Origin of the sequence: Amycolatopsis solani (genome assembly GCF_033441515.1) — a bacterium.
GTDB lineage: Bacteria > Actinomycetota > Actinomycetes > Mycobacteriales > Pseudonocardiaceae > Amycolatopsis > Amycolatopsis solani.
This window is the reverse complement of record NZ_JAWQJT010000003.1, coordinates 1,059,798-1,083,144: the sequence shown is the minus strand read 5'-3', so window position 1 is coordinate 1,083,144 and position 23,347 is coordinate 1,059,798. Positions and strand designations below refer to the sequence as shown.

Here is a 23,347-nt window from a genome sequence, read left to right as displayed (position 1 = left end):
TGCTTTACCTACAGGCCGGTACGGATGTACATTCCGCAGAGAACTTACATGCTGATCGTCATGTTTTCCAGCAGGAGGGTGTCCCGTGCCGCTGCAACTGCCGAAGAGCTCCTGGAGCACGACCGAGCTCGAAGACCTCCGCGAACTCTCGCGGTCGTTCATGCAGAAGGAGCTCGTGCCGCACCAGGAGCGCTGGGCGGCCGAGAAGAAGGTCGACCGCGAGCTGTGGAACAAGGCGGGCGAGGTCGGGCTGCTCTGCCTGTCCATCCCCGAGGAGTACGGCGGGGGTGGCGGCACCTTCGCGCACGAAGCCGTCCTCTACGAAGAGCAGGCCCGCTCCGGGGACAGCGCGTGGGGCGTGACCGTCCACAACGGAATCGTCGCGCACTACCTGAGCGCCTACGCTTCCGAAGAGAAGAAGCGCGAGTGGCTGCCGAAGATGGCCAGTGGCGAGATGGTCGGCGCGATCGCGATGACCGAGCCGGGCACCGGCTCCGACCTGCAGGGCATCAAGACCCGCGCGGTCCGCGACGGCGACCACTACGTCATCAACGGCGCCAAGACGTTCATCACCAACGGTTTCCACGCCGACCTCGTCGTCGTCGCGGTCAAGACCGACCCGGACGCCGGCGCGCAGGGCGTCTCGCTGGTCGTGGTCGAGACCGGCACGCCGGGCTTCCGCCGCGGCCGCGTCCTCGACAAGGTCGGGCTCAAGGGGCAGGACACCGCCGAGCTGTTCTTCGACGACGTCCGCGTGCCGGTCGCCAACCTCCTCGGCGACGCCGAGGGCCAGGGCTTCTTCCAGCTGATGCTGCAGCTGCCCCAGGAACGGCTGATCATCGCCGTCACCGCGGTGGCCGGGCTGGAGGCCGCGGTGGATCTCACGCTCGAGTACACCAAGGAGCGCACGGCGTTCGGCCGGCCGATCTTCAACTTCCAGAACACCAAGTTCACCCTCGCCGAGGCCGCCACCGAGGCCGCCGTCTCGCGCGCGTTCCTCGACCAGTGCATCGAACGGCACCTCAAGGGCGAGCTCGACGTCCAGGGCGCGGCGATGGCGAAGCTGTGGACCACCGAGCGGGTCAACAAGGTCATCGACGACTGCGTGCAGCTCTTCGGCGGCTACGGTTACATGACCGAGTACCCGATCGCGCGTGCCTGGGCCGACGTCCGGATCTCCCGGATCTTCGGCGGCACCAGCGAGATCATGAAGGAAATCATCTCCCGCTCGCTGTGAAAGGACCGAACATGAAGGCAGGTCCGCTCAGCGGCCTGAAGGTGGTGGAGCTCGCCGGTCTCGCGCCGGGGCCCTTCGCCGCGATGATCCTCGGTGACCTCGGCGCCGACGTCGTCCGCGTCGACCGCGCGACGCCGGGGGAGGACGTGCTCGGCCTCCCGACCGACCCGCTGGCTCGCGGCCGCCGCACGGTCGGCATCAACACCAAGACGCCCGAAGGCGTCGAGCTGGTGCTGAAGCTGTGCGACACCGCCGACGTCCTCATCGAGCCCTTCCGCCCCGGCGTCGCCGAGCGGATCGGGCTCGGCCCGGATGTCGTGCACGCCCGCAACCCGCGGCTGGTCTACGGCCGGATGACCGGCTGGGGCCAGGACGGGCCGCTGGCCACGGCGGCCGGCCACGACATCAACTACATCGGCATCGCCGGCGCGCTCGAACCGATCGGGCGCGCGGGCGAGCGGCCGGTGCCTCCGCTCAACCTCGTCGGCGACTTCGGCGGCGGCGGGCTGCTGCTGGCCATGGGCATCCTGGCCGCGCTCTACGAACGGAACACCTCCGGGCGCGGGCAGGTCGTCGACGCGTCGATGGTCGACGGCGCCGCGCTGCTCACCACCAGCCTGCACGGCATGGCCGCGGCCGGGCTGTGGGGCGGCGGCCGCGGGGACAACATGCTCGACGGCGGCGCCCCGTTCTACGACACCTACGAGACCGCGGACGGCAAGTACGTCGCCGTCGGCGCGATCGAGATGCGGTTCTGGGGCGATCTGGTCAAGGTCCTCGAGCTGGACCCGGAATCGCTGCCGCTGCACGTCGACAAGACGCAGTGGCCGCGCCTGCGCGAGATCCTCGCGACGGCGATCGGCAAGTACACGCGCGACGACCTCGTCGCGCGCGCCGAAGGCACCGACGCGTGCCTGACGCCGGTGCTGGCGCCGGGCGAAGCGGCGGCGCACCCGCACAACGCGGCGCGGGGCACGTTCGTCGAGATCGGCGGCATGGTGCAGCCGGCCCCGGCGCCGCGGTTCGACCGGACGCCGCCGGAAACCCCGGAAGCCCCGCGCGTCAAGGGATCCGACACCGAAGCCGTGCTCGCCGAACTGGGCGTCACGGACCTCGGCGCCCTGCGTTCGGCGGGCGCGATCGCCTAGTTCCGCGAGAAGTCGGAGCGCACGACCGAGTAGATGACGTGGTCGCGCCACTCGCCGTTCCGGAAGTCGTAGCCGCGGAGGACGCCTTCGCGGGTGAAGCCGGCTTTCTCGAGCGAGCGCTGTTCGGCGCGGTTGCCGACCTCGGTCGTCGCTTCGACGCGGTTCAGCTGCGTGTGCGCGAAGAGGTATTCGGCGAGCAGCCGCTGGGCCTCGGTGCCGTAGCCGTGGCCGCGGGCTTCGGGCGCCAGCACGAGACCGACGTTCCAGCAGTACGACGCCGGCCCGGTCCGGCTGCGGTGCCACGAAACGAGCCCGAGCACGCGGCCGCCGAGCGCGGGTACGAGCATGCCGCTGTCGGCGGTGAGCATCCCGGTTTCGTGCCACCGGCGGCGCAGGTAGCCGGGGTCGTGCCAGCCGAACCACTGGTGCTCGCCCGCGGCGGTGGGATCGTTGGTCAGCTGGTCGAGCAGCTCGAGATCGGCTTCGGCCACTGGCCGGAGCACGACTCTGGCGACGTCGTCGTCCATCCGGCGACCTTATCGGCCGCTTGACCGGAACCGGCGCGCCGGCACGGGATCCGCCCGCTCAGGTGACGCGGCGTCGCGCACAGTGAGCTCAGGCTTGCCACGTGACGCGCTGAAGGGGACTTTGCCGGCACGAGATGCCCTGAACGTCCCCTTCCTGGAGCGTCAGCCGAAGCTGCCGTGCCGGCCCTCGCCGCCGGCGAACCGGGCCGCGCCGTCGACCGCCTCCGCCGCCAGCACCCCCGTGCCCATCGCGGCCCGGAACTCCGCCGCCAGCGCGTCCTCTTCGGACTGTCCCCACTGCGCCAGCGCCGAGAGCCGGTCGCCGCGCAGGCAGGCCTGCGGGAACGCCGCGAGCTGACGGGCCAGCTCCCGCGCCGCCGAGACCGCCTCGCCGGCCGGGACCAGGCGGTTGGCCAAGCCGATCGAGAACGCCTCGTCCGCCTCCACCGGCCGTCCGGTCAGGATCAGGTCCATCGCCCGCGACTGGCCGATCAGGCGCGGCAGGCGCACCGTCCCGCCGTCGATCAGCGGGACGCCCCAGCGGCGGCAGTACACGCCGAACACCGCCGTCGCGTCGGCGACCCGCAGGTCGCACCACAGCGCCAGTTCCAGCCCGCCCGCGACGGCGGGCCCGTGCACCGCCGCGATCACCGGCTTGCCGAGCGCCATCCGGGTCGGGCCCATCGGCCCGTCCCCGTCCGGGTGGGTGCGGTTCACCCGTCCGGTGCCGATGGCCTTGAGGTCGGCGCCCGCGCAGAACGCGCCGCCGGACCCGGTCAGCACCGCGACCGCCGCGTCGGGGTCGGCGTCGAACGCGCGGAAGGCGTCGGCCAGTTCGGCCGCGGTCGGCCCGTCGACGGCGTTGCGCGCCGCCGGCCGGTCGATGGTGATCGTGGTCACGGGGCCGTCCTGCTCGACCAGCACGTTCCGGGGCATCGGCGCTCCTCGAGGGTGATCAGCGTGTCTTCCGGGCACGCCTTCCCTAGAGTATTGGGGTGGCCACTCCCGGGACGGGGACGGCGAGCCGGGAGGAAGCGCATGTCGGGCGGGATGAAGAAGGTCCTGATCGTCGGGGTGGTGGCGATCGTGCTGTTCTTCCTGATCACCCAGCCCACGCAGTCCGCAGACTTCGTGCACCGCGTGCTCGGCTGGCTCAAGGACGGCGCCGAAGCGATCGTCACGTTCTTCCGGACGCTCTTCTCCTGATCTTCGCCGACTCGCGCACCGGCACCGCATCGGGCGGCGCCGGTGGCTACCGTCCGTGTTAGCGGACGGTAAATCACCGAGCGTCACCAATCTCGGATTTCGGACTCCAGCACTCGACCATCCGGGTGGATTGCGGCTGAAAACGCGCAGGTCGGCGAATTCGTGGCACCGGGGGTCTGGCGAAGGGGACCACCCCGGCCCTACGGTGCTCACATTGCGTGATCGGGTGGTTCGCCATCCCCCCGGAGAACCCCGGTACGCAGGCAGTTTCCACTCAGCAAGGTGCAGGTTGGTGCGTGCGGCACCACCGCGTGGGACAGGCGTCAGGTCCTGTCCGTCGGGGACCTACAAGGAGGCAGGGATGACCGGAGATCCCGGAGTGGACGCGCTGATCCGGCAATGGGCCGCCGAGCGCGAGCAGACCCCCGAAGAGCAGGAGGTCGACCGCATCGCGTCCGCGTGGCTGGCCGACGCGCCACCGCAGGCTCCGGGCATCCCCGGCCAGCGTGCCCGGACCGGGCAGTCCCGGTTCGTGCCCGTCGAGTCGGCCGATCCCGGCTACCTCGCCGCGATGCGCAGCCGCCTGCCGGACGTCCCGGAAGAGCTCCTCACCGCCGCCGCGGGCTGGTGGCAGATGGTCGGCGGCGTCGCCGAGGCCGAAGAGTGGTGGGACGCCGGCATCAGCCCGCTCGACCAGCGAGCCCTCGACTACCGGGCGGCCGGTCTCGCGCCGTCCGACCTGAGCCGCCGGCTCGGGCCGATGACCGTCCTGCAGCACCTCCGCCGCGGCAGCGCCCCGGCCTGGTGTGTCGCGCGCCTCGCGCGGCAGCAGAAGTCCGCCTGACGTTTTTCACACGGCCGGGTGAACCGGCGTGGGAAGAGGATTTCGGCGACCCGCGTAACGCTAACCTGCGCGGGCTCGTTGACACTTCGTCGACACCACGCTGGAGGACCGGAGTTACGTGCGCACCAGGACCGGAAAGAACGAGGACGACCCGATCGACGCGAGCGTCGAGGAAGCCGCCCCCGCCGCACCGGCACCGGCGCCACGCTCCCAGAGCGTCGCAGTGCTCACCCGGCTGATCGTGGTCCTCGCCGTGCTGGCCGTGGCCGGCGGCGGCATCTGGCTGGTCACCCGCGCGGCGACGCCCGAGGCGAGCCCGCTCACCACCGAAATCCCCGCCCTGCAGGTCAAGGCGGCCGACGTCCGCCCGGGGTCGGTCGCCCCGGCCGGCGGCGCCGTGGCGGGCGGGGCCGAGCAGCAGACGTCTCCCCAGCAGGCCCGCAGCACGGGCCCGGCAACGCTGTCGCAATGGGCGAACCAGGTCGCCGCGGTGACCGGCGTCCCGGCCCGCGCGCTGTCCGCGTACGGCAACGCCGAGCTGGCGATGCGCGCCGACCAGCCGAAGTGCAAGATCTCGTGGGCCACGCTCGCCGGCATCGGCCGCATCGAGTCGAACCACGGCCAGTACGCGGGCGCGATCCTCGGCGCGGACGGCCGCCCGTCCAAGCCGATCATCGGCGTCCCCCTCGATGGCTCGGCCGGCGTCCAGGCGATCGGCGACACCGACGGCGGCCGCTACGACGGCGACACCGGCGTCGACCGCGCGGTCGGCCCGATGCAGTTCATCCCGAGCACCTGGCGCAAGTGGGCGTCGGACGGCAACGGCGACGGCCTCGGCGACCCCCAGCAGATCGACGACGCGGCTTTGGCGGCGGCGCGGTACCTGTGCGCGGGCGGCCGCGACATGGCCAGCCCGGACGGGTGGTGGGCCGGGATCCTGTCGTACAACAATTCGACGGAGTACGCGCAGAAGGTGTTCGGCTTGGCGGACGGCTACGCGAAGGGCGCCCAGTCGGTCCGCAAGCAGGGTTGAGCGCCGCGGCCCGGTACCGCGGTCGGCGCCGCTCGGTGCGACCTCGCCGGCGCTGTGGTCCCGACCGTCGGGCTTTTCGTCCGCGCGAGCGTCCCGGCACCGTAGCCCTACCGGCGGGCTCGTTCGGCCGTGACTTCGCGGGATCGTGGCCCAGCGGCCCGGGCTCCTTCGCCCGCGAGCCTTCCGGCATCGGGGCCCACCGGCGGCCCGTTCGGCCGCGAACTCGCCTGCACCGCTCTCTTGCGACCACCACCGGCGCTGGATCGCGGACGGTCCCGCGCCGCTCCGGAGGCCCGCGAGGTCGCGAATGACTCATTCGGGACCTCCGACGTCCCGAATGAGTCATTCGCGGCACTTGGCACCCCCGACGCGGCACTCCAAGCCCGCGACCGGCGCCCCAACCTCATCCAAGGCCGCTGAGAGCCGGGCCACCCGGGTCGCGGTCGGCCGTCGCCGCTTGGCCGTCCAGTGCTAGCGTCGAACCGTGCCAGATCCCCACCCGCCGGCCGTGTCCCCCTGGGGGCGCCGGATCGCGATCGCCGCGACGTGCCTGGTGAGCCTGCTCGTCTGCTGCGGGCTCGCCTGGTGGCAGTGGGACCGCTTCACCTCGGCGAACGGCACCTTCCAGAACCTCGGCTACGTCCTGCAGTGGCCGCTGTTCGGGCTCTTCCCCGCCTTCATGTTCTGGCGCATCCGCAAACTCCGCCTGAAGGCCGAAGCCGACGGCACCGCGGACGCGAAGCCCGGGGAACAGCCCGTCGCCGAAGTGCCCGCTCCCCGTCCCCGTCCCGACGTGCGACCCACGGACGAAGACGAGGAGCTGGCCTCGTACAACCGTTACCTGCGTGAACTGAACGCCCGCGACCAGCAGGCCGCAGAGTGAGGACGACCCGATGACCACCAGCACCGAAGGCGCCCGGACAGCGGTGCCGCTCGCCGGCCCCCTGGTCCGGTTCCGGACCGCCGCCTACGTCACCGGCGTCGGCCTGCTCGGCCTGTGCTTCGTGATGGTGCTGCGCTACGGCTTCGACAACCCGACGCCGTCCGCGGTGTACTCGCCGATCCACGGCGTCCTCTACATGATCTACCTGGTGCTGACCATCGACCTGGCGATCAAGGCCCGCTGGTCGATCAAGGGCACCGTGCTCGTGCTGCTGGCCGGCTGCGTCCCGTTCGTCTCGTTCCTCGTCGAGCGCCGGGTGACGCACAAGGTCAAGGCCGGGCAGAAGCTGTAGCCGCGCCCTGGCGGCGGAACGTCAGCGCCACCAGGAACGTGCAGGCCGCGAACACCGCGGCCGTCCCGAACGCGGCGGTCATCCCGTCGACCGTCAGCTGGGCGCCGGTCGAGCCCGCCGAACGGGTCACCGAGCCGAACACGGTGATCAGCACGGCCAGCCCGAGCGTGCTGCCGACCTGCTGCATCGTCTGCAGCACGCCGCCCGCGGCGCCCGCGTCCTCGCTGGGCACGGTGGCCATCACGATCACGTTGAGCGGCGCGAACGCCAGCCCGCCGCCGAGCCCCATGAGCAGCAGCGGTCCCAGCAACGCCGGGAAGTACGCGCTGCTCGTGGTGAGCGTGGCGAGCCAGGCGACGCCCGCCACCATCAGCAGCGACCCGGTGATCGCCAGCGGCTTCGGCCCGTAGCGGGGCAGCAACCGCGGCACGAGCCGGCTCATGGTGAAGATCAGCGCCGCCATGGGCAGGAAGGCGAACCCGGTGGCCAGCGCGGCGTAGTGCCGGATGTCCTGCATGAACTGGGTGAGGAAGAAGAACATCGACATCATCGCCATGGGGCCGAGGAAGAAGTTGACGTAGGCCGCGCTGCGGTTGCGGTCGGCGAACAGGCGCAGCGGGACCAGCGGCAGCGCGGTCCGGGCTTCGATCACGACGAACGCCGTGAGCAGCGCCAGGCCGCCGGCGAGCGAGCCGAGGGTCACCGGGCTGCCCCAGCCGTCGGACGCGGCGTGCGTGAAGGCGAACACGAGCGCGCCGACGCCGAAGGTGCCGGTGATCGCGCCGGGCAGGTCGAGGTGGGCCCGTCGCCGCGGCGGCTCGGGGACGAACCGCGGGGCGAGGAGCACGATCGCCAGCCCGAACGGGACGTTGATGAACAGCGCGGCGCGCCACGAGATCCACTCGGTGAGCAGGCCGCCGACGATCAGGCCGATCGCGAAGCCGCCGCTGGACATCGCGGAGAACAGCGCCAGCGCCCGCACGCGGGCCTTGGCCTCGGTGAACGTCGTGGTGACCAGGGCCAGGGTGCTCGGGCCGGCCATGGCGGCGCCGACGCCCTGCAGGACGCGGGCGGCGATGAGCAGCGCAGCCGAGTCGGCGAGGCCGCCGGCCAGCGAGGCGAGGGTGAACAGCGCGGTGCCCGCGACGAACATCCGGCGCCGGCCGAACAGGTCACCCGCCCGGCCGCCGAGCAGCAGCAAACCGCCGAAGACGAGGCTGTAGGCGGTCATCACCCAGGACAGGCCGGTGGGGGAGAACCCCAGGTCGGCCTGGATGCGCGGGAGGGCGACGTTCATCACGGTCGCGTCGAGGATGAGCATGAGCTGACAGGTCAGGATGATCGCGAGGACCAGCCCGCTGCGGTGGGCCGGGGCAGGCTCGACCGCACGATGGAGCGTTTGCTGCGACAAGGGATACTCCCCCAAGGAGCACGAAGGTAAGTGGAGAGCTTCTCCACTTGGGGTCTGAAGCGATAATATGGAGAGCGTCTCCGGATGCGCAAGCGAATTCGGAGAATCTCTCCGGTTACGTGGTGAGGAGGCCGGGATGCCGGGCGGGGACACGGCGCGTCCGATGCGGGCGGACGCGCGGCGCAACTACGAGCGCATCGTCGCGACGGCGAAGGAGCTCTTCACCGCGCACGGGGCCGACGTGCCGCTGGACGACATCGCGAAGAAGGCGGGGGTCGGGGCGGGGACGCTCTACCGGCACTTCCCGACGCGCGAGAAGCTGTTCGAGGCGGTCTACCGCGACGAGATCGAAGTGCTCGCCGACCGCGCGTTCGCGCTGCGGGACGAGCTGCCGCCGTGGGAAGCGCTGGAAGCCTGGCTGACCGCCCAGGTCACCTGGGTCGTCGAGCGGCACAAGCTGGCCACGTTCCTCAAGGAGTCGATCGACTCCGGCTCGGAGACCTTCCAGTACTGCCAGAAGCGGCTGCGCGAAGCCACCGGCGTCCTGGTCGGCGCCGCCCAGGACGCGGGGCTGATCCGCGCGGACATCCAGGGCGTCGACGTGCTGCGGCTGGGCCACGGCGCCGGGATGGCGGTGCGCAACTGCAGCCCGGAGGAGGGGAAGCGGGTGCTGACCGTGATCCTGGACGGCCTGCGCGCGTGACGCAGGCCGTCCAGGCCGTCAGCTGCCGATCCCGGTGAGGGACCGGACTTCCATCTCGGCCTGCTTCGCCTCGTCCGCCTTCGGCTTGCCGACCAGCGTGCCGACGAACCCGCACAGGAACGAGAACGGGATCGAGACCAGGCCCGGGTTCTTCAGCGGGAACCAGGCGAAGTCGATGCCCTTGAAGATCGAATCCGGCGAACCGGAGACGACCGGCGAGAACAGCACCAGCAGCAGGCACGCGATCAGGCCGCCGTAGATGCCCCACAGCGTGCCGGTGGTGTTGAACCGCTTCCAGAACAAGGAGTAGAGCAGCGTCGAGAGGTTCGCCGACGCCGCCACCGCGAACGCCAGCGCGACCAGGAACGCGATGTTCTGCCCGTTCGCCAGCACGCCGCCGATGATCGCCATCGCGCCGACGACGATCGCGGTCAGCCGCGCCACCCGGACCTCGTCGGCGGGCTCCGCCTTGCCCCGCTTGAAGATGTTCGCGTAGACGTCGTGGGCGAACGAGGCCGACGCGGTGATCGTCAGCCCGGCCACGACCGCGAGGATCGTCGCGAAGGCCACCGCGGCGATGATGCCCAGCAGCAGCGTGCCGCCGACGTGCAGCGCCAGCAGCGGCGCCGCCGAGTTCTCGCCGCCGGGCGCGGCCTTGATCTCGTCCGCGCCGACCAGCGCGGCCGCGCCGAAGCCGATCACCAGCGTGCACAGGTAGAAGAGGAACATGCACGCCGTCGCCCAGACGACGCTTCGCCGCGCCTCACGGGAGTTCGGCACCGTGTAGAAGCGCATCAGCACGTGCGGCAGCGCCGCCGCGCCGAGCACCAGCGCCAGCGCCAGCGACACGAAGTCCAGCTTGGTGGTGCCGTTCTTGCCGTACGAGCCGCCCGGCTCGAGGAGCTTGTCGCCGAGCGGGCTGTTTTCCGCCGCCGAGGAGAGCAGGTTCGAGAACGAGAAGCCGAACTTGCCGAACAGGAACACCGTGAGCAGCGCGCCGCACAGCAGCAGGATCGTCGCCTTGATGATCTGCACCCACGTGGTGCCCTTCATCCCGCCGACCAGCACGTACAGCACCATGACCAGGCCGACGACGCCGATCACCAGCGCCTGGCCGAGCTTGGAGTGCACGTTCAGCAGCAGTGCCACCAGGCCACCGGCGCCCGCCATCTGCGCGAGCATGTAGAAGAAGGAGATGACCAGCGTCGACGTCGCCGCCGCCGCGCGGACCGGGCGCTGCTTCATCCGGAAGCTGAGCACGTCGCCCATCGTGAAGCGGCCGGTGTTGCGCAGCAGTTCGGCGATCAGGAGCAGGTCGACCAGCCACGCGACGAGGAAGCCGATCGAGTAGAGGAAGCCGTCGTAGCCGTGGATCGCGATGGCGCCGGCGATCCCGAGGAAGGACGCCGCCGAGAGGAAGTCGCCGGAGAGGGCGATGCCGTTCTGGCGGCCGGTGAAGGCGCTGCCCGCGGCGTAGTAGTCCGCGGTCGACGAGTTGCGGCTGCTGGCCCGGTAGACGACGTACAGCGTGATGGCCACGAAGAGGGCGAACACGACCGTGTTGACGAGCGGGTCGCTGGCGGGCACCCCGCCCGCGGCGAGGGCGGTCACCGGCTCGTCCCTTCCGCCACGCCCTCGCGGGCGCGCAGTTCGGCCACGCGCGGGTCGACGTGGCGGCGCGCGTAGCGGAGGTAGAGCCAGGTGACCAGCGCGGTGCTGGCGAACTGGCCGATGCCGAGCACGATGCCGACGTTGACCTGGCCGAACACCTTGGTGCTCATGAAGTCGTGCGCGTAGGCGGCCAGCAGCACGTACGTCATGTACCAGGCGAAGAAGGCGAGGCTCATCGGGAAGACGAACCCGCGGAACCGGCGGCGCAGCGCGACGAACTCGCGGCTGGCCTGGATCCCGGCGTAGTCCGGGCCGGTGGGGGCGGCGGGCCGCCGCTGCGGGGCGCCGGTCGGGCGCTCCCCGGTGAAGAGGGCCGGCATCCGGCCGGTCTCCTCGAGGGCGTTGCCCGTCGCTGGTCGCGCGACGTCGTACATGGGTGCCTCCGGCAGAGAGCCTGGCGTGGCGGCGGGACCCGGTGCCCGCGGCGGGCGCCGGCCGCCCTTGCGGTCTGCGAGGCGCACATCGTAACTAGGCCGTCTGGCGGAGTCCGAGGGCGGCCGGGTGGTTCGGACCCCCGGAACACGCGGTATTCGTTTTCTTGTCGAAAGCATCGAATGCGCTTTTGGTGGGGAGATCACGGGCAGATCACCCGGAATGATGAGAAAAATTGTGACACGACGTTGTCGCGTTCGGCCTACGCTGCGGCGAACGAAGTAATCATGCCAGGCGCGGGTGACCTCGTGTCACTCTGGGTGGTCGAAGTACGGTTCCGTAGCGCCGAAGAGGGTCCTCCCGCGGCGGCGTGGCGGCGAAGATCCACAGGTCGGCGCGGGTTCTCGAAAGAAATCACCAGGTCGAGGGACGTCGCCGCGCAACGCCACAAGATCGGGCACATCTTGAGACTTGACCCACCCGTTGGGGGTACAGAGTGTAGATCGACTGAGGTACGCTGTTGCCCTGCTTGGGCTAATCGGGTGACGGCCGGATGCCTGGGTGAGGCGTGTCCGGTAACCGGAATTCCCTCTTCGGGGGCCGCGAAGGGGAATGTCTCGCGCGGTTCGCGGCCGGGAATCCACTTTCTGCAGGTCAGCGCCCGAGTGGACGACGAAATTGACCGGCCGGGCATCGGGGGTACGATTCTTTGGCCCAGCTGACCGCAGCGATCGATTGGCCCCGATAAAGTTGATCTCGACAACCGTGCAGAACGCAAGTTGCGCCGTGCACGTGCACAGTCCCTTGCACGGGACGTCGGGGCGGTGCCTGCCCGGGGACGGGCGCGCGGACGGCGGGGCTGCCGGGGGCGAGCGAGGGCGACGGCGAAGCGGCAGGGTGCGGGCGGCGTGGCCGTCCGGGCGCCCGCCACGAGCCGGCACGCCGCGTCGCCGACGCGGATCCATGACGCCGGACAGGGAGTCACTCACGTGACCGTTGCAGGAGAAGGTCAGGTGCCCGTGGGGGAGCTGCTCGGCCGAGCACCCCGGCGGTCGAAGGGGAAGGCGGCGTGGCACGCACTCGTGCACTGGCGCGACTGGAGCCTCCCCGTCAAGCTTTCGGCCGTCACCGTCGTGCCCATCGTCCTCGCGCTGGTGCTCGGCATCACGACGATCGCGGGCCAGGTCGGCCGCTCGGACGACTACCAGCGGCTCGACCGGCTCGTCGCGCTCGGCGGCCAGGTGCGCGCGCTCACCGGCGCCCTGCAGCAGGAGCGCACGGTCACCGCGGCGATGCTGACCGAGGGCACCGTCGGCGGCACGCCCGAACTCGTGAAGGCCCGCACGGCCACGGACGCGGCGGTCGCCCCGTTCACCGCCGCGCAGGCCCGCGCGGCCGCGATCGAGCCCGGCGTGGCCGGTGCCGCGGGCGCCGCCACCTCGCAGCTCGGCAACCTCGGCTTCCTGCGCCGCCAGGTCGACGGCGGCCAGCTCGACCCCGGCCAGGCCATCACGGCGTTCTCCGACCTCGCCAAGCCGCTGGTCGCCCTCGACACCGCGGCCACCGCGGGCGCCGGCGACGGCACGCTCGGCGGCACCCCCGCCGGGCTGCACGAGCTCCTCGTCGCGGGCGAGCAGGTGTCGGTCAGCCAGTCACTGGTTTCCTTCGGCATCGCCCGTGCCGGGCTGTCGCCGAGCGAGCTGGCCACCCTCCGCGCCGCCGAGCTGCGCCTCGGCGACCGGCTCGTCGACTTCCGGTCCGCGGCGGGCGACACGCTGCAGCGCGACTTCGCGGCCATCGCCGAAGGCGCGCAGGCGCAGAGCCGGGCCCGCATGGTCGAGTCGGTGCTGAACGCGCCGAGCGGCGCGGTCGACGACGCGTTCCGCACGCTGTCGGCCCAGGACTGGAACGCCGCCTCCGCCGCGATGCGCACGCAGATCGCGCAGGTCGCCGACCGGCTCGGCGCGTCGGCGTCGGCGACGTCGCAGGAGCTGGTCGACGACTCCAGCAGCGGCGCCGGCCTGCTGGCCGTGCTGCTGTTCGGCGCGATGGTGCTCGCCGTCGCGGTCGTCTTCCTCATCACCCGCCAGCTGCTGCGCTCGCTGAAGGTGCTGCGCCGCAGCGCCCTCGACGTCGCCGAGACCGCGCTGCCGGAGGCGGTCCGCAACATCCAGGAGGGCCGCGCGCAGGGCACCGACGTCCGCCCGGTCCCGGTGCAGACCGACGACGAGGTCGGCGAGGTGGCGCGCGCGTTCGACAAGGTGCACCACCAGGCGCTGCGGCTGGCGACCGAGCAGGCGGCGATGCGCACCGGCTACGGCAGCGTCTTCGTCAACCTTTCGCGGCGCAGCCAGAGCCTCGTCCAGCGGCAGCTGCAGCTGATCGAGCAGCTCGAGCGGGACGAGGAGGACGCCGACCAGCTGGCGACGCTGTTCCAGCTCGACCACCTCGCCACCCGGATGCGGCGCAACAACGAGAACCTGATGGTGCTTTCGGGTGCCGAGCCGGGCCGGCGGTCGGGGAAGCCGGTCGGCACGACGGACATGCTCCGCGCCGCGGTGTCGGAGATCGAGCAGTACCAGCGGGTCCAGGTCCAGCCGCCGCCCCCGGCGCGGATCGTCGGCTACGCGGCGAGCGACCTGATGCGCCTGGTCGCCGAGCTGCTGGACAACGCCACGGCGTTCTCCGCGCCGGAGACGTCGGTGACGGTGGCGTCGCGGCTGGGCGAGGACGGCTCGCTCAACATCGACATCCTCGACAAGGGCATCGGCATGAACGAGGCCGAGGTCGCCGAGGCGAACACCCGGCTGACCGAGGCGGGGTCGGTCGACCTCGCCACCTCGCGCCGGATGGGCCTGTTCGTCGTCGGCCGGCTGGCCAGCAGGCACCGCATCGGGGTCTCGCTGCACGGCGGCAAGGACATCGTCGGCGTCCGCGCCACGGTCGTCGTCCCGGCGGACCTGGTGATGCCGGTGACCGACGGCCCGGCGACCGGCCCGATCGGCGCGCTGCAGCAGCACCCGGCCAGCCCTGCGGCCGGCAACCAGCTGCCCCGCCGTCAGGTCAACGGCCACTCCCGCCCGCGCCCGCTGGTCCCGCAGCAGCCGCCGATGGGGGAGGAGCGCTGGCCGTCCGCGAGCGACCTCGCGGGCCTGAGCGCCGGCGGCCCGGCCACGCGCCCGCCGTCCGACCTGGAGATCTCCGGGACGGCGTTGTTCGCGCCGATCCCGAAGGACGAGGACGCCCCGCCGCCCCCGCGCCCGACGCTGCCCGCGGTGCTGCCGATGCCCGCGCAGCCGCCGAAGCCGGACGAGCTCCCGGCGGGCAAGGACCTGTTCTCCGCCAACGAGACGACCCTGAGCGACTGGTGGCAGCAGGCGACCACGACGCCCCCCGCCCCGCCGGCCCCCGACCCCGCGCCGGACCGCTCGGAAACGACGCCGATCTTCGACGAGATGCTGTCGGCGTGGTTCCGCGAGGACAAGCCGGCCACGCCTGCCGCGCCGGCCGCTGCCGCCCCGGTCACCGCCGAGGAGGAGCCGGAGCCGGCGGAAGCCGAACCGCAGGAGCACCGCAGCTGGGACTTCGCGAGCGACGAGAACTTCCGCACGGTCCAGGCCCGGTCCCAGGCGGCCCCGACGGCGTTCACGGAGGCGGGCCTGCCCCGCCGCCGCCGCGGCGAGCAGCTGATGCCGGGCAGCGCGGCCCCGGCCGCCCCCACCCCGGCCCCGGCCCGCCCGGACCTCCCGGTCCGCGACCCGGCGGACGTGCGGGGAAGGCTGAGCAGCTTCCAGCAGGGCGTGACCCGAGGCCGCCAGCAGGCCCGCCAGTCCAAGCCCCAGCCGGCCCAGACCGAGGCGGTCCAGCCCACGACCGGCACCCCGGCCCCGCCCCAGCAAGCGCCGGGTACTCCGGCCGCGCACCAGGCGGCGGGTGCTCCGGCCGCGCACCAAGCGAGCGCCGACGAGCCGGGCACCCCGCAGCCGGCCCCGGGCGCATCGGCCGCAACGGCGAGCGCGGGCCCGGAAGCGACTCAGTCCGCGGGTTCGCCCCAGGCGGGCGCCTCGCGCCAGGAGGCGACCGCACCGCAGGGCGCCACCCCGGCCCAGCCGAACACCGGGCCGACGAGCCGCCCCCAGCCGAACCCGCTGCCCCAACCCCGCCGCCATTCCCCCGCGGCGCCGAACGGTCTCGCCCACCCGGGCTCGGCTCAGCCGGGCGGTCCCGCGCAGTCGGGCGAGGTCCCGTCGAACGGTTTCGTCCAACCTGGCCAGGCCAACCCCGGCGGCCCCACCCAACCGGGCCAGGCTCAGCCGAGCGGTCCCGCGCAGCCGGGTCAGGTCCCGCCGAACGGCCTTGCCCACCCAGGCCAGGCCAACCCGGGCGGTCCCGCGCAGCCGGGTCAGGTGCCGCCGAACGGCCTTGCCCAGCCAGGTCAGGCCCAGCCGGGCGGTCCCGCCCAGTCGAGCGGTCCCGCGCAGCCGGGTCAGGTCCCGCCGAACGGCCTTGCCCACCCGGGCCAGGCCAACCCGGGTGGTCCCGCCCAGTCAGGCGGTCCGGCGCAGCCGGGTCAGGTCCCGCCGAACGGCCTTGCCCAGCCGGGCCAGGCCCAGCCGGGCGGTCCCGCCCAGCCGGGCGGTCTCGCCCAGCCGGGCGGTCCCACGCAGTCAGGTCAGTTCCCGCCGGGCGGTTCCGCCCAGCCGGGTCAGGTGCCGCCGAACGGTCTCGCCCACCCGGGCCAGGCCAACCCGGGCGGTCCCGCCCAGCCGAACGGGCTGCCACAGCCGTCCCCGGCCGCGCCGCCGTCCAGCGGGCTTCCGCAGCCGGGTCAGGCCCAGCCGAACGGGCAGCCGCCCGCCAACGGGCAGCCGCCCGCCAACGGCCGGCCGGGCGCCCCTCCGTCGTCGCTGCCCTCGCGCCGCGGCGCCGCACCGGACGCCCCCGAAACCCCGGCCCCGCGGGAAGAAACCTCCGCCGTCGAGGCCACCACCGAGTGGAACTTCGGGACCGATGACGGGTGGCGGGCGGTGCAAGCGGTGTCCCAGTCGGCACCCGCCACTTTCACTTCGGCAGGATTGCCCCGTCGCCGTCGCGGGGAGCAGCTGCTTCCGGGCAGCGCCGGACCGCCCACCGGGGCCACGGCCCCCCGACCACAACGGGATGCGCACGACGTGCGCGGCCGCCTGCGGAGCTTCCAGCAGGGCATCGAGCGTGGACGCCACCGCACCGCGCAGGCGGCCGAGACCAACCACGAGACACTGGAGGGTGAATGAACTCGCCGAGTAGCGCCCAGCCGACGCAGAACCAGTTCGGCTGGCTGGTGAACGACTTCGCGGAGCGGGTGCCCGGCGTGGCCCACGCCGTGGTCGTCTCGGCGGACGGCTTGCTGCTGACCGCGTCGAACCGGCTTCCGCTCGACCGGGCCGACCAGCTCGCCGCGGTCGCTTCGGGCCTGGTCAGCCTCACCCAGGGCGCCGCCCGCTGCTTCGAGGCCGGCGCGGTCAACGAGACCGTCGTCGAGATGGAGCTCGGGATCATGGTGCTGATGTCGATCAGCGACGGGTCCTGCCTCGCCGTCCTCGCCGCCCCCAACTGCGACATCGGGCAGGTCGCCTACGAGATGACGATGCTCGTCGACCGCGTCGGTCAGATCCTCACGCCGGAGCTGCGCGCCCAGCTTCAGGGCTCCGGTGGGTCGCTGATCGGTGAACCGGTGGGATGATGGCGCGATGAGCACGGGGTCCGGATTCAACGGCGAACCACCCGAGGGCCAGCGGCCCGCCGGGCGTGGGGACGACGGCACGTTCGCCGACGTCCTCAACGGGTTCACCCTGGATTCCGGCCGTGCCCGCCGGAAGCGCAAGAAGAGCAAGGAGTCCCCGCCACCCCCGGCCGCCGGTGCGCACGCGGCCGCGGAACCGCCGGCGCCCGCGCCGTCGGCCGACCAAGGAGATCGTGTGACCTCTTTAGTCTCTCCACCCGGCAGTACCGACGGGGACAGCCCGCGACCTGGTGGATTGTTCGACCCGGGGCCGCCCAGTGGCGAGTTCGTGATGCCCGCGGTGTTCGAACAGCCGCCCGCGCCCGAGGAGCTGACGGCCATCGTCCGGCCCTACGCGCTGACGGGCGGCCGCACCCGGGCCAACTATGCCCTGGAGCTGGAGACACTGATCTCCGCGAAGGACTACGCTGCCACCGGTGGCTTCCCCGAAGTGGCCGCGGAGCAGATCGAGTGCATTTCGATCATGGAAGAGTGCCGGACCCCCCGTTCGGTCGCCGAGATCGTGTCGGCCTTGCGGGTGCCTCTTGGCGTGGCCCGGGTGCTGATCAGCGACGCGGCCGACGCAGGGCTGGTCACGGTGCACAAGACGATTACGGGCAATGACGGCGCCGAGGCACATCTGGTGTTGATGGAAAGGGTTTTGAGTGGACTCCGTCGGCTATAAGGCACCGCGGGACACCGCGCCCCCGACCATGACATCCGCCAAGATCGTGGTGGCTGGTGGGTTCGGTGCGGGGAAGACGACCTTCGTCGGGTCGGTGTCGGAGATCGTGCCGCTGACCACCGAGGCGATGATGACCGACGCCAGCGTCGGCGTCGACAACCTCGACCACACGCCGGGCAAGTCGACGACGACGGTGGCGATGGACTTCGGCCGCGTGTCCCTGGACGCGGACCTGATCCTCTACCTCTTCGGCACGCCCGGTCAGCAGCGGTTCTGGTTCATGTGGGACGACCTCGTCCGCGGCGCGATCGGCGCGGTGGTGCTCGCCGACACGCGCCGGCTGGCGGACTCGTTCGCCCCGATCGACTTCTTCGAGGACCGGGGACTGCCGTACATCGTCGGCGTCAACACGTTCGACGGCGTGCTGGAGCACGACATCAACGACGTCCGCGAGGCGCTGTCGATCGACCCGAACATCCCGATCGTCCGCTGCGACGCGCGCGACCGCGAGTCGACCAAGCAGACGCTCATCACGCTGGTCGAGTACGCCATGCGGCAGTGGATCGCGCTCCGGGCGGCCAACGCCCGCTGACGAAAAGGCGGAAGGCCACCACCAGGGCAGCCGGTGCCGTGGTGGTGGCCTTCAGCGACGGTCAGTACTCGTCGTGGCGGCGCCACCAGGCGCCGGGACCGTCGTCGCCCCGGCTCTCCTCTTCCCACGCCTCCTGGCGGCCCCACGGCGTGACGTCGAGGTACCGGTGCGAGGCGAGGAACATCTCGCCGCCGCGGTTGCTGGTGAAGTACGTCCGATAGACGTCGTCGCCGTTGCGCAGGAACACGCTGATCCCGAAGCCCATGCCGACGCCGCAGTCCTCGGTGAAGTCGCTGCCGTGCGCGGACACGAACGGCACGTCCCAGCCCATCCGGCCCTTGTACCGCTCGATTTCGGCGAGCGTCGCCGGCGCGACGACCTGGAGCGTGACGTCCCGGTCGTGCAGGTGGGCCAGGTGCGGCATGTTGTCGACGAGGAGCGAGCAGCCGGGGCAGCCCGCTTCGTCGCCCGGGTGCAGCATGAAGTGGTAGACGATCAGCTGCGGCCGTCCGTCGAACAGGTCCAGCAGGCTCTTCTTGCCTTCGGCCGACTCGAAGACGTACGGCTTCGTGAACGGCACCATCGGCAGCCGCCGGCGTTCGGCGGCGAGGTGGTCGGCCGCCTTCATGTGCTCCTTCTCCTTGACGAGCAGTGCGTCGCGCGCGGCCTGCCATTCCTCCGGCGAGACGATCTCGGGCAGGGCGTGCTGGGTCGCGGTCATCGGTCTTCCTCTCCTCGGTGGTGGATGAAGCCGGCCAGGTCGTCGAAGCTGGAGGTCCAGCCGCCGTGGTGGCCGTCGCGGTCGGCGACGGCCGGGAAGCCGGTCTGGACGAAGGTCATCTCCGTCTTGCCGTCCAGATCGGCGAAGTCGATCGTCACGAGGGTCTCGGCGCGCAGATCGCCCTCGGTGTCCCAGGTGAACGTGAACACGAGCCGCTCGGGGGCGGTGATCTCGCGGTAGGTGCCGTGCATCCAGTGCTCGTCGCCCTCGGGGGAACGGATGCACGCCCGCCAGGCGCCACCCGGCCGCGTCGCCAGGGTGACCGCGGAGCCGGTGTAGCCGTGCGGTCCGAGCCAGCTCGCCAGCTGGTCGGGATCGGTCCACGCGGCGAAGACGAGCTCGCGGGGCGCGTCGAAGACCCGGGTGATGGTGAGCTCAGGCATCCTCGCTCCCGGTCCGCAGCGTCCGCAGGTGCTCTTCGAGGCGGTCGAACCCGTCGTCCCAGAACGGGCGGTAGCGCGCCACCCAGTCGGCCACGTCTTCCAGGGGTTGCGCCGCCAGCCGGCAGGGCCGCCACTGGCGGGTGCGGCCGCGGGTGATGAGCCCGGCCTGCTCCAGCACCTTGAGGTGTCGCGAAACGGCGGGCAGGCTCATCGGGAACGGCTCGGCGAGCTCGTTCACCGTCGCTTCGCCCGCCGACAGCCGGGCGAGGATGGCACGCCGGGTCGGGTCGGCGAGGGCCGCGAACGTGCGGCTCAGGTGGTCTACCGGAATGGTCATTTCAGCACCTTGTTAATTAACGACTCCGTTAAATATAGACCCGAGCTGCGCACTGTCAAGGTTGCCGTGAAGGGCGCTGAGAGCCGTGTCACTGGTCCTCGGGTTTCCAACAGTAGGAAGTCAAAGTATTTTTAGGGGATGAGCAGTGAGCTGTACCGCCCCGCGCACCCCGTCCGGTTCGTCACGGCGTCGAGTCTCTTCGACGGCCACGACGCGTCGATCAACATCATGCGGCGGATCCTGCAGTCGCAGGGCGCGGAGGTCGTCCACCTCGGCCACAACCGTTCGGTCGACGAGGTGGCCACCGCCGCCATCGCCGAAGACGTCCAGGGCGTGGCGATCTCCGCCTACCAGGGCGGGCACGTCGAGTACTTCTCGTACCTGGTCGAGCTGCTGCGCGAGCGCGGCGCCGGCCACATCAAGGTCTTCGGCGGCGGGGGCGGGGTGATCGTGCGCGAGGAGATCGACCTGCTGCACTCGCGCGGCGTCGCCCGCATCTTCTCGCCGGAAGACGGCTACGAGATGGGCCTGCCGGGCATGATCAACTCGATGATCGAGGCCTGCGACACCGACCTCGCGGCCGAGGGCCCGGCGCTGGACAAGGTGCTCTCCGGGGACGTCCCCGCGCTCTCGCGGGTCATCACCCAGCTGGCGGCCGGGCGGCTGCCCGGCGAGCTGCTCGACGGCATCACCGAGGCCGCGGCCGGCCGGACCGTGCCGGTCCTGGGCATCACCGGCACCGGCGGCTCGGGCAAGTCGTCGCTCACCGACGAGCTGGTCCGCCGCTTCCGCCTCGACCAGGAGGACAAGCTGCGGATCGCGGTGCTCGCGGTCGACCCGTCGCGGCGCAAGGGCGGCGGCGCGCTGCTCGGCGACCGCATCCGGATGAACTGCCTCGACGGCTCTCCGGTGTTCTTCCGCTCGCTGGCCACGCGCACGACGTCGGGGGAGATCCCGGCCGGGCTGCGCGAATCGATCCTGGCCTGCAAGGCCGCCGGGTTCGACCTGGTGATCGTCGAGACGCCGGGCATCGGCCAGGGCGACGCCGGCATCGTCGACTTCGTGGACAACTCGCTGTACGTGATGACGCCGGAGTTCGGCGCCGCGTCGCAGCTGGAGAAGATCGACATGCTCGACTTCGCCGACGTCGTCGCGATCAACAAGTTCGAGCGCCGCGGCGCCGAGGACGCCCGCCGCGACGTCGCGCGCCAGCTGGTGCGCAACCGCGAGGCCTTCTCTGAAGGTCCCGAGGACATGCCGGTGTACGGCACGAGCGCGGCGAAGTTCAACGACGACGGCGTCACGGCGCTGTACCAGCACCTGCGTGGCATGCTGGGCGAGCGCGGGCTGAGCGTCTCGGCGGGCACGCTGCCGCGCGTCGAGGGCAAGGTGTCCACGGACGCCTCGACGATCATCCCCGGCAACCGCGCGCGCTACCTGGCCGAGATCGCCGACTCGGTGCGCGGTTACCACGCGAAGACCGAGCAGCAGGTCGCCGCGGTCCGCAAACGGAACGCGCTGGCGCTGACCAAGACCGAACTGTCCAAGGTGGACGCGTCGACCGACGCGCTGGACGGGCTGCTCGCCGCGGCCGAGTCCGATGTGGACGGCGAATCGACAAAGCTCCTCGAGCGCTTCCGCGAGCTGGCCGAGGAATACCGCCAGGACGAGCTCGTCGTGAAGATCCGCGACAAGGAGCTGCGCACGCAGCTGTGGCGGGACACGTTGTCCGGCAACCGGATCCCGCGCGTCGCGCTGCCGCGGTACACCGAGGACGGCGAGCTGCTGTCGTTCCTGCGCCGCGAGCACCTGCCGGGGTACTTCCCCTACACCGCGGGCGTTTTCCCGTTCAAGCGCGAAGGCGAGGACCCGGCGCGGATGTTCGCCGGCGAGGGCGACGCGTTCCGCACCAACCGCCGGTTCAAGCTGCTCTCGGCCGACTCCGAGGCGAAGCGGCTCTCGACGGCGTTCGACTCCGTGACCCTGTACGGCCACGACCCCGACACGCGCCCCGACATCTACGGCAAGGTCGGCACGTCCGGTGTGTCCATCGCGACGGTCGAGGACATGAAGGTCCTCTACGACGGCTTCGACCTGACCGCGCCGAACACATCGGTGTCGATGACGATCAACGGCCCGGCGCCGACGATCCTGGCCTTCTTCCTCAACACCGCGATCGACCAGAAGGTCGACGCGTTCCGGGCCGAGCACGGCCGCGACCCGTCCGACGCCGAGGCCGCCGAGCTGCGCGCGTGGACGCTCCAGAACGTGCGCGGCACGGTGCAGGCCGACATCCTCAAGGAGGACCAGGGCCAGAACACCTGCATCTTCTCCACCGAGTTCAGCCTCCGGATGATGGCCGACATCCAGGAGTGGTTCATCGAGCACCACCTGCGGAACTTCTACTCGGTCTCGATCTCCGGCTACCACATCGCCGAGGCCGGCGCGAACCCGATCTCGCAGCTGGCCTTCACACTGGCCAACGGCTTCACCTACGTCGAGTCGTACCTCGCCCGCGGCATGGACGTCGACTGCTTCGCGCCGAACCTGTCGTTCTTCTTCTCCAACGGCATGGACGCGGAGTACTCGGTCCTCGGCCGGGTGGCGCGCCGGATCTGGGCGGTGGCGATGCGCGACCGCTACGGCGCGAACGAGCGGTCCCAGAAGCTCAAGTACCACGTCCAGACGTCCGGGCGCTCGCTGCACGCGCAGGAGATGAGCTTCAACGACATCCGCACCACGCTGCAGGCCCTGTGCGCGCTGTACGACAACGCGAACTCGTTGCACACCAACGCGTTCGACGAGGCGATCACGACGCCGTCGGAGTCCTCGGTCCGTCGCGCGATGGCCATCCAGATGATCATCAACAAGGAATGGGGCCTGTCGAAGAACGAGAACCCGCTGCAGGGCTCGTTCGTCATCGACGAGCTGACGGACCTGGTCGAGGAAGCGGTCCTGGCGGAGTTCGACCGCATCTCCGAGCGCGGCGGCGTCCTCGGCGCGATGGAGACCGGCTACCAGCGCGGCAAGATCCAGGACGAGTCGATCCTGTACGAGCGCAAGAAGCACGACGGTTCGTTGCCGATCATCGGCGTCAACACGTTCCGCAACCCGAACGCGGGCGAGGACGACATCGAGGTCGAACTGGCGAGGGCGACGGAGGACGAGAAGAAGTCGCAGCTCGCCCGCCTGTCGGACTTCCAGCACCGCCACCACGAGGAAGCCCAGCAGGCCCTGAAGGCCCTGCGCGAAGCAGCCACCCGCGGCGGCAACCTGTTCGGCGTCCTGATGGACGCGGCGCGGGTGTGTTCGCTGGGTCAGATCACGGAGGCGTTCTTCGAGGTCGGGGGCCAGTACCGGCGGAACGTCTAGTCGCGCGCGCCCGGCCAGAGCGCCCCAATGTGGCCTTCGGTGCGTCAGA

General features: G+C 71.4%; 21 protein-coding genes. 13 read left to right on the top strand and 8 right to left on the bottom strand.

Annotated elements, in window-relative coordinates; genetic code table 11:
• Window positions 1–85 precede the first annotated feature (85 nt).
• Window positions 86–1,237, top strand: a complete 1,152-nt coding sequence (locus SD460_RS37605; RefSeq protein ID WP_290056996.1) for an acyl-CoA dehydrogenase family protein — start codon at window positions 86–88, stop codon at window positions 1,235–1,237.
• Window positions 1,238–1,248: 11 nt separating this feature from the next.
• Window positions 1,249–2,385, top strand: coding sequence for a CaiB/BaiF CoA transferase family protein (locus SD460_RS37600; protein WP_290056998.1), 1,137 nt, complete (start codon window positions 1,249–1,251; stop codon window positions 2,383–2,385).
• Here SD460_RS37600 and SD460_RS37595 read toward each other — a convergent pair.
• Window positions 2,382–2,912, bottom strand: coding sequence for a GNAT family N-acetyltransferase (locus SD460_RS37595; RefSeq protein WP_290056999.1), 531 nt, complete (start codon window positions 2,910–2,912; stop codon window positions 2,382–2,384). The two genes, SD460_RS37600 and SD460_RS37595, sit on opposite strands and share 4 nt — an antisense overlap.
• A 162-nt stretch (window positions 2,913–3,074) precedes the next feature.
• Entirely contained in the window at window positions 3,075–3,848 is a 774-nt protein-coding gene (locus SD460_RS37590) for a crotonase/enoyl-CoA hydratase family protein (RefSeq protein WP_290057000.1), read from the bottom strand.
• Between the two features lie 102 nt (window positions 3,849–3,950).
• Between SD460_RS37590 and SD460_RS37585 the strand changes: the two genes are divergently transcribed.
• The 5 genes from SD460_RS37585 (at window position 3,951) to SD460_RS37565 (ending at window position 7,230) form a co-directional block, all read left to right on the top strand.
• A complete protein-coding gene (locus SD460_RS37585; protein ID WP_166641399.1) occupies window positions 3,951–4,118 on the top strand; it encodes a hypothetical protein in 168 nt (55 codons plus the stop codon).
• A 361-nt stretch (window positions 4,119–4,479) separates the two neighbouring features.
• Entirely contained in the window at window positions 4,480–4,962 is a 483-nt protein-coding gene (locus tag SD460_RS37580) for a helix-turn-helix transcriptional regulator (protein WP_290057001.1), read from the top strand.
• Window positions 4,963–5,080: 118 nt separating this feature from the next.
• Complete coding sequence (locus SD460_RS37575; RefSeq protein WP_290057003.1) at window positions 5,081–5,995, top strand: lytic transglycosylase domain-containing protein; 915 nt, start codon at window positions 5,081–5,083, stop codon at window positions 5,993–5,995.
• 484 nt (window positions 5,996–6,479) lie between these two features.
• Entirely contained in the window at window positions 6,480–6,878 is a 399-nt protein-coding gene (locus tag SD460_RS37570; protein ID WP_290057005.1) for a hypothetical protein, read from the top strand.
• 10 nt (window positions 6,879–6,888) lie between these two features.
• The gene (locus SD460_RS37565; RefSeq protein WP_086857625.1) at window positions 6,889–7,230 is read left to right on the top strand and encodes a DUF3817 domain-containing protein; all 342 of its coding nucleotides are present in this window, start codon (window positions 6,889–6,891) and stop codon (window positions 7,228–7,230) included.
• Here SD460_RS37565 and SD460_RS37560 read toward each other — a convergent pair.
• Window positions 7,208–8,641 (bottom strand): MFS transporter, encoded by a 1,434-nt coding sequence (locus tag SD460_RS37560; RefSeq protein WP_290057006.1) that lies wholly within the window; start codon window positions 8,639–8,641, stop codon window positions 7,208–7,210. The two genes, SD460_RS37565 and SD460_RS37560, sit on opposite strands and share 23 nt — an antisense overlap.
• Before the next feature lie 136 nt (window positions 8,642–8,777).
• Here SD460_RS37560 and SD460_RS37555 point away from each other — a divergent pair, with 136 nt between their 5' ends.
• Entirely contained in the window at window positions 8,778–9,344 is a 567-nt protein-coding gene (locus tag SD460_RS37555; protein WP_290057008.1) for a TetR/AcrR family transcriptional regulator, read from the top strand.
• An 18-nt stretch (window positions 9,345–9,362) separates the two neighbouring features.
• On the opposite strand, the gene SD460_RS37550 is transcribed toward SD460_RS37555, so the two are convergent.
• Entirely contained in the window at window positions 9,363–10,955 is a 1,593-nt protein-coding gene (locus SD460_RS37550) for a monocarboxylic acid transporter (RefSeq protein WP_290057010.1), read from the bottom strand.
• Complete coding sequence (locus SD460_RS37545; RefSeq protein WP_290057012.1) at window positions 10,952–11,389, bottom strand: DUF485 domain-containing protein; 438 nt, start codon at window positions 11,387–11,389, stop codon at window positions 10,952–10,954. Before SD460_RS37545 ends, SD460_RS37550 begins: the two co-directional genes overlap by 4 nt.
• A gap of 1,011 nt (window positions 11,390–12,400) precedes the next feature.
• Here SD460_RS37545 and SD460_RS37540 point away from each other — a divergent pair.
• Genes SD460_RS37540 through SD460_RS37525 form a run of 4 tightly spaced genes read left to right on the top strand, consistent with a single transcriptional unit; the run spans window position 12,401 to window position 18,425 of the window.
• Window positions 12,401–16,660 carry a nitrate- and nitrite sensing domain-containing protein gene (locus tag SD460_RS37540; RefSeq protein ID WP_318307685.1) on the top strand — a complete coding sequence of 1,420 codons (4,260 nt, stop codon included), beginning with the start codon at window positions 12,401–12,403 and terminating at the stop codon, window positions 16,658–16,660.
• Entirely contained in the window at window positions 16,657–17,109 is a 453-nt protein-coding gene (locus SD460_RS37535) for a roadblock/LC7 domain-containing protein (RefSeq protein ID WP_086861520.1), read from the top strand. Before SD460_RS37540 ends, SD460_RS37535 begins: the two co-directional genes overlap by 4 nt.
• Window positions 17,110–17,116: 7 nt before the next feature.
• Window positions 17,117–17,833: a DUF742 domain-containing protein gene (locus SD460_RS37530; RefSeq protein ID WP_290057014.1), complete on the top strand. Its 717-nt coding sequence runs from the start codon at window positions 17,117–17,119 to the stop codon at window positions 17,831–17,833.
• Window positions 17,814–18,425, top strand: coding sequence for a GTP-binding protein (locus SD460_RS37525; RefSeq protein WP_163046663.1), 612 nt, complete (start codon window positions 17,814–17,816; stop codon window positions 18,423–18,425). Before SD460_RS37530 ends, SD460_RS37525 begins: the two co-directional genes overlap by 20 nt.
• 61 nt (window positions 18,426–18,486) lie before the next feature.
• Here the strand turns inward: SD460_RS37525 and SD460_RS37520 are convergent, their stop codons facing one another.
• The 3 genes from SD460_RS37520 to SD460_RS37510 are packed head-to-tail and all read right to left on the bottom strand — an operon-like array spanning window position 18,487 to window position 19,926.
• The gene (locus tag SD460_RS37520) at window positions 18,487–19,146 is read right to left on the bottom strand and encodes a DUF899 domain-containing protein (protein WP_290057015.1); all 660 of its coding nucleotides are present in this window, start codon (window positions 19,144–19,146) and stop codon (window positions 18,487–18,489) included.
• Entirely contained in the window at window positions 19,143–19,589 is a 447-nt protein-coding gene (locus tag SD460_RS37515; RefSeq protein ID WP_290057017.1) for an SRPBCC family protein, read from the bottom strand. The genes SD460_RS37520 and SD460_RS37515 overlap by 4 nt, the downstream gene beginning before the upstream one ends.
• Window positions 19,582–19,926, bottom strand: coding sequence for an ArsR/SmtB family transcription factor (locus tag SD460_RS37510; RefSeq protein WP_290057018.1), 345 nt, complete (start codon window positions 19,924–19,926; stop codon window positions 19,582–19,584). Before SD460_RS37510 ends, SD460_RS37515 begins: the two co-directional genes overlap by 8 nt.
• 138 nt (window positions 19,927–20,064) lie before the next feature.
• On the opposite strand from SD460_RS37510, the gene icmF reads away from it, so the two are divergent.
• Window positions 20,065–23,298: a fused isobutyryl-CoA mutase/GTPase IcmF gene (gene icmF / locus SD460_RS37505; protein WP_290057020.1), complete on the top strand. Its 3,234-nt coding sequence runs from the start codon at window positions 20,065–20,067 to the stop codon at window positions 23,296–23,298.
• The last annotated feature ends 49 nt before the right edge of the window (window positions 23,299–23,347 follow it).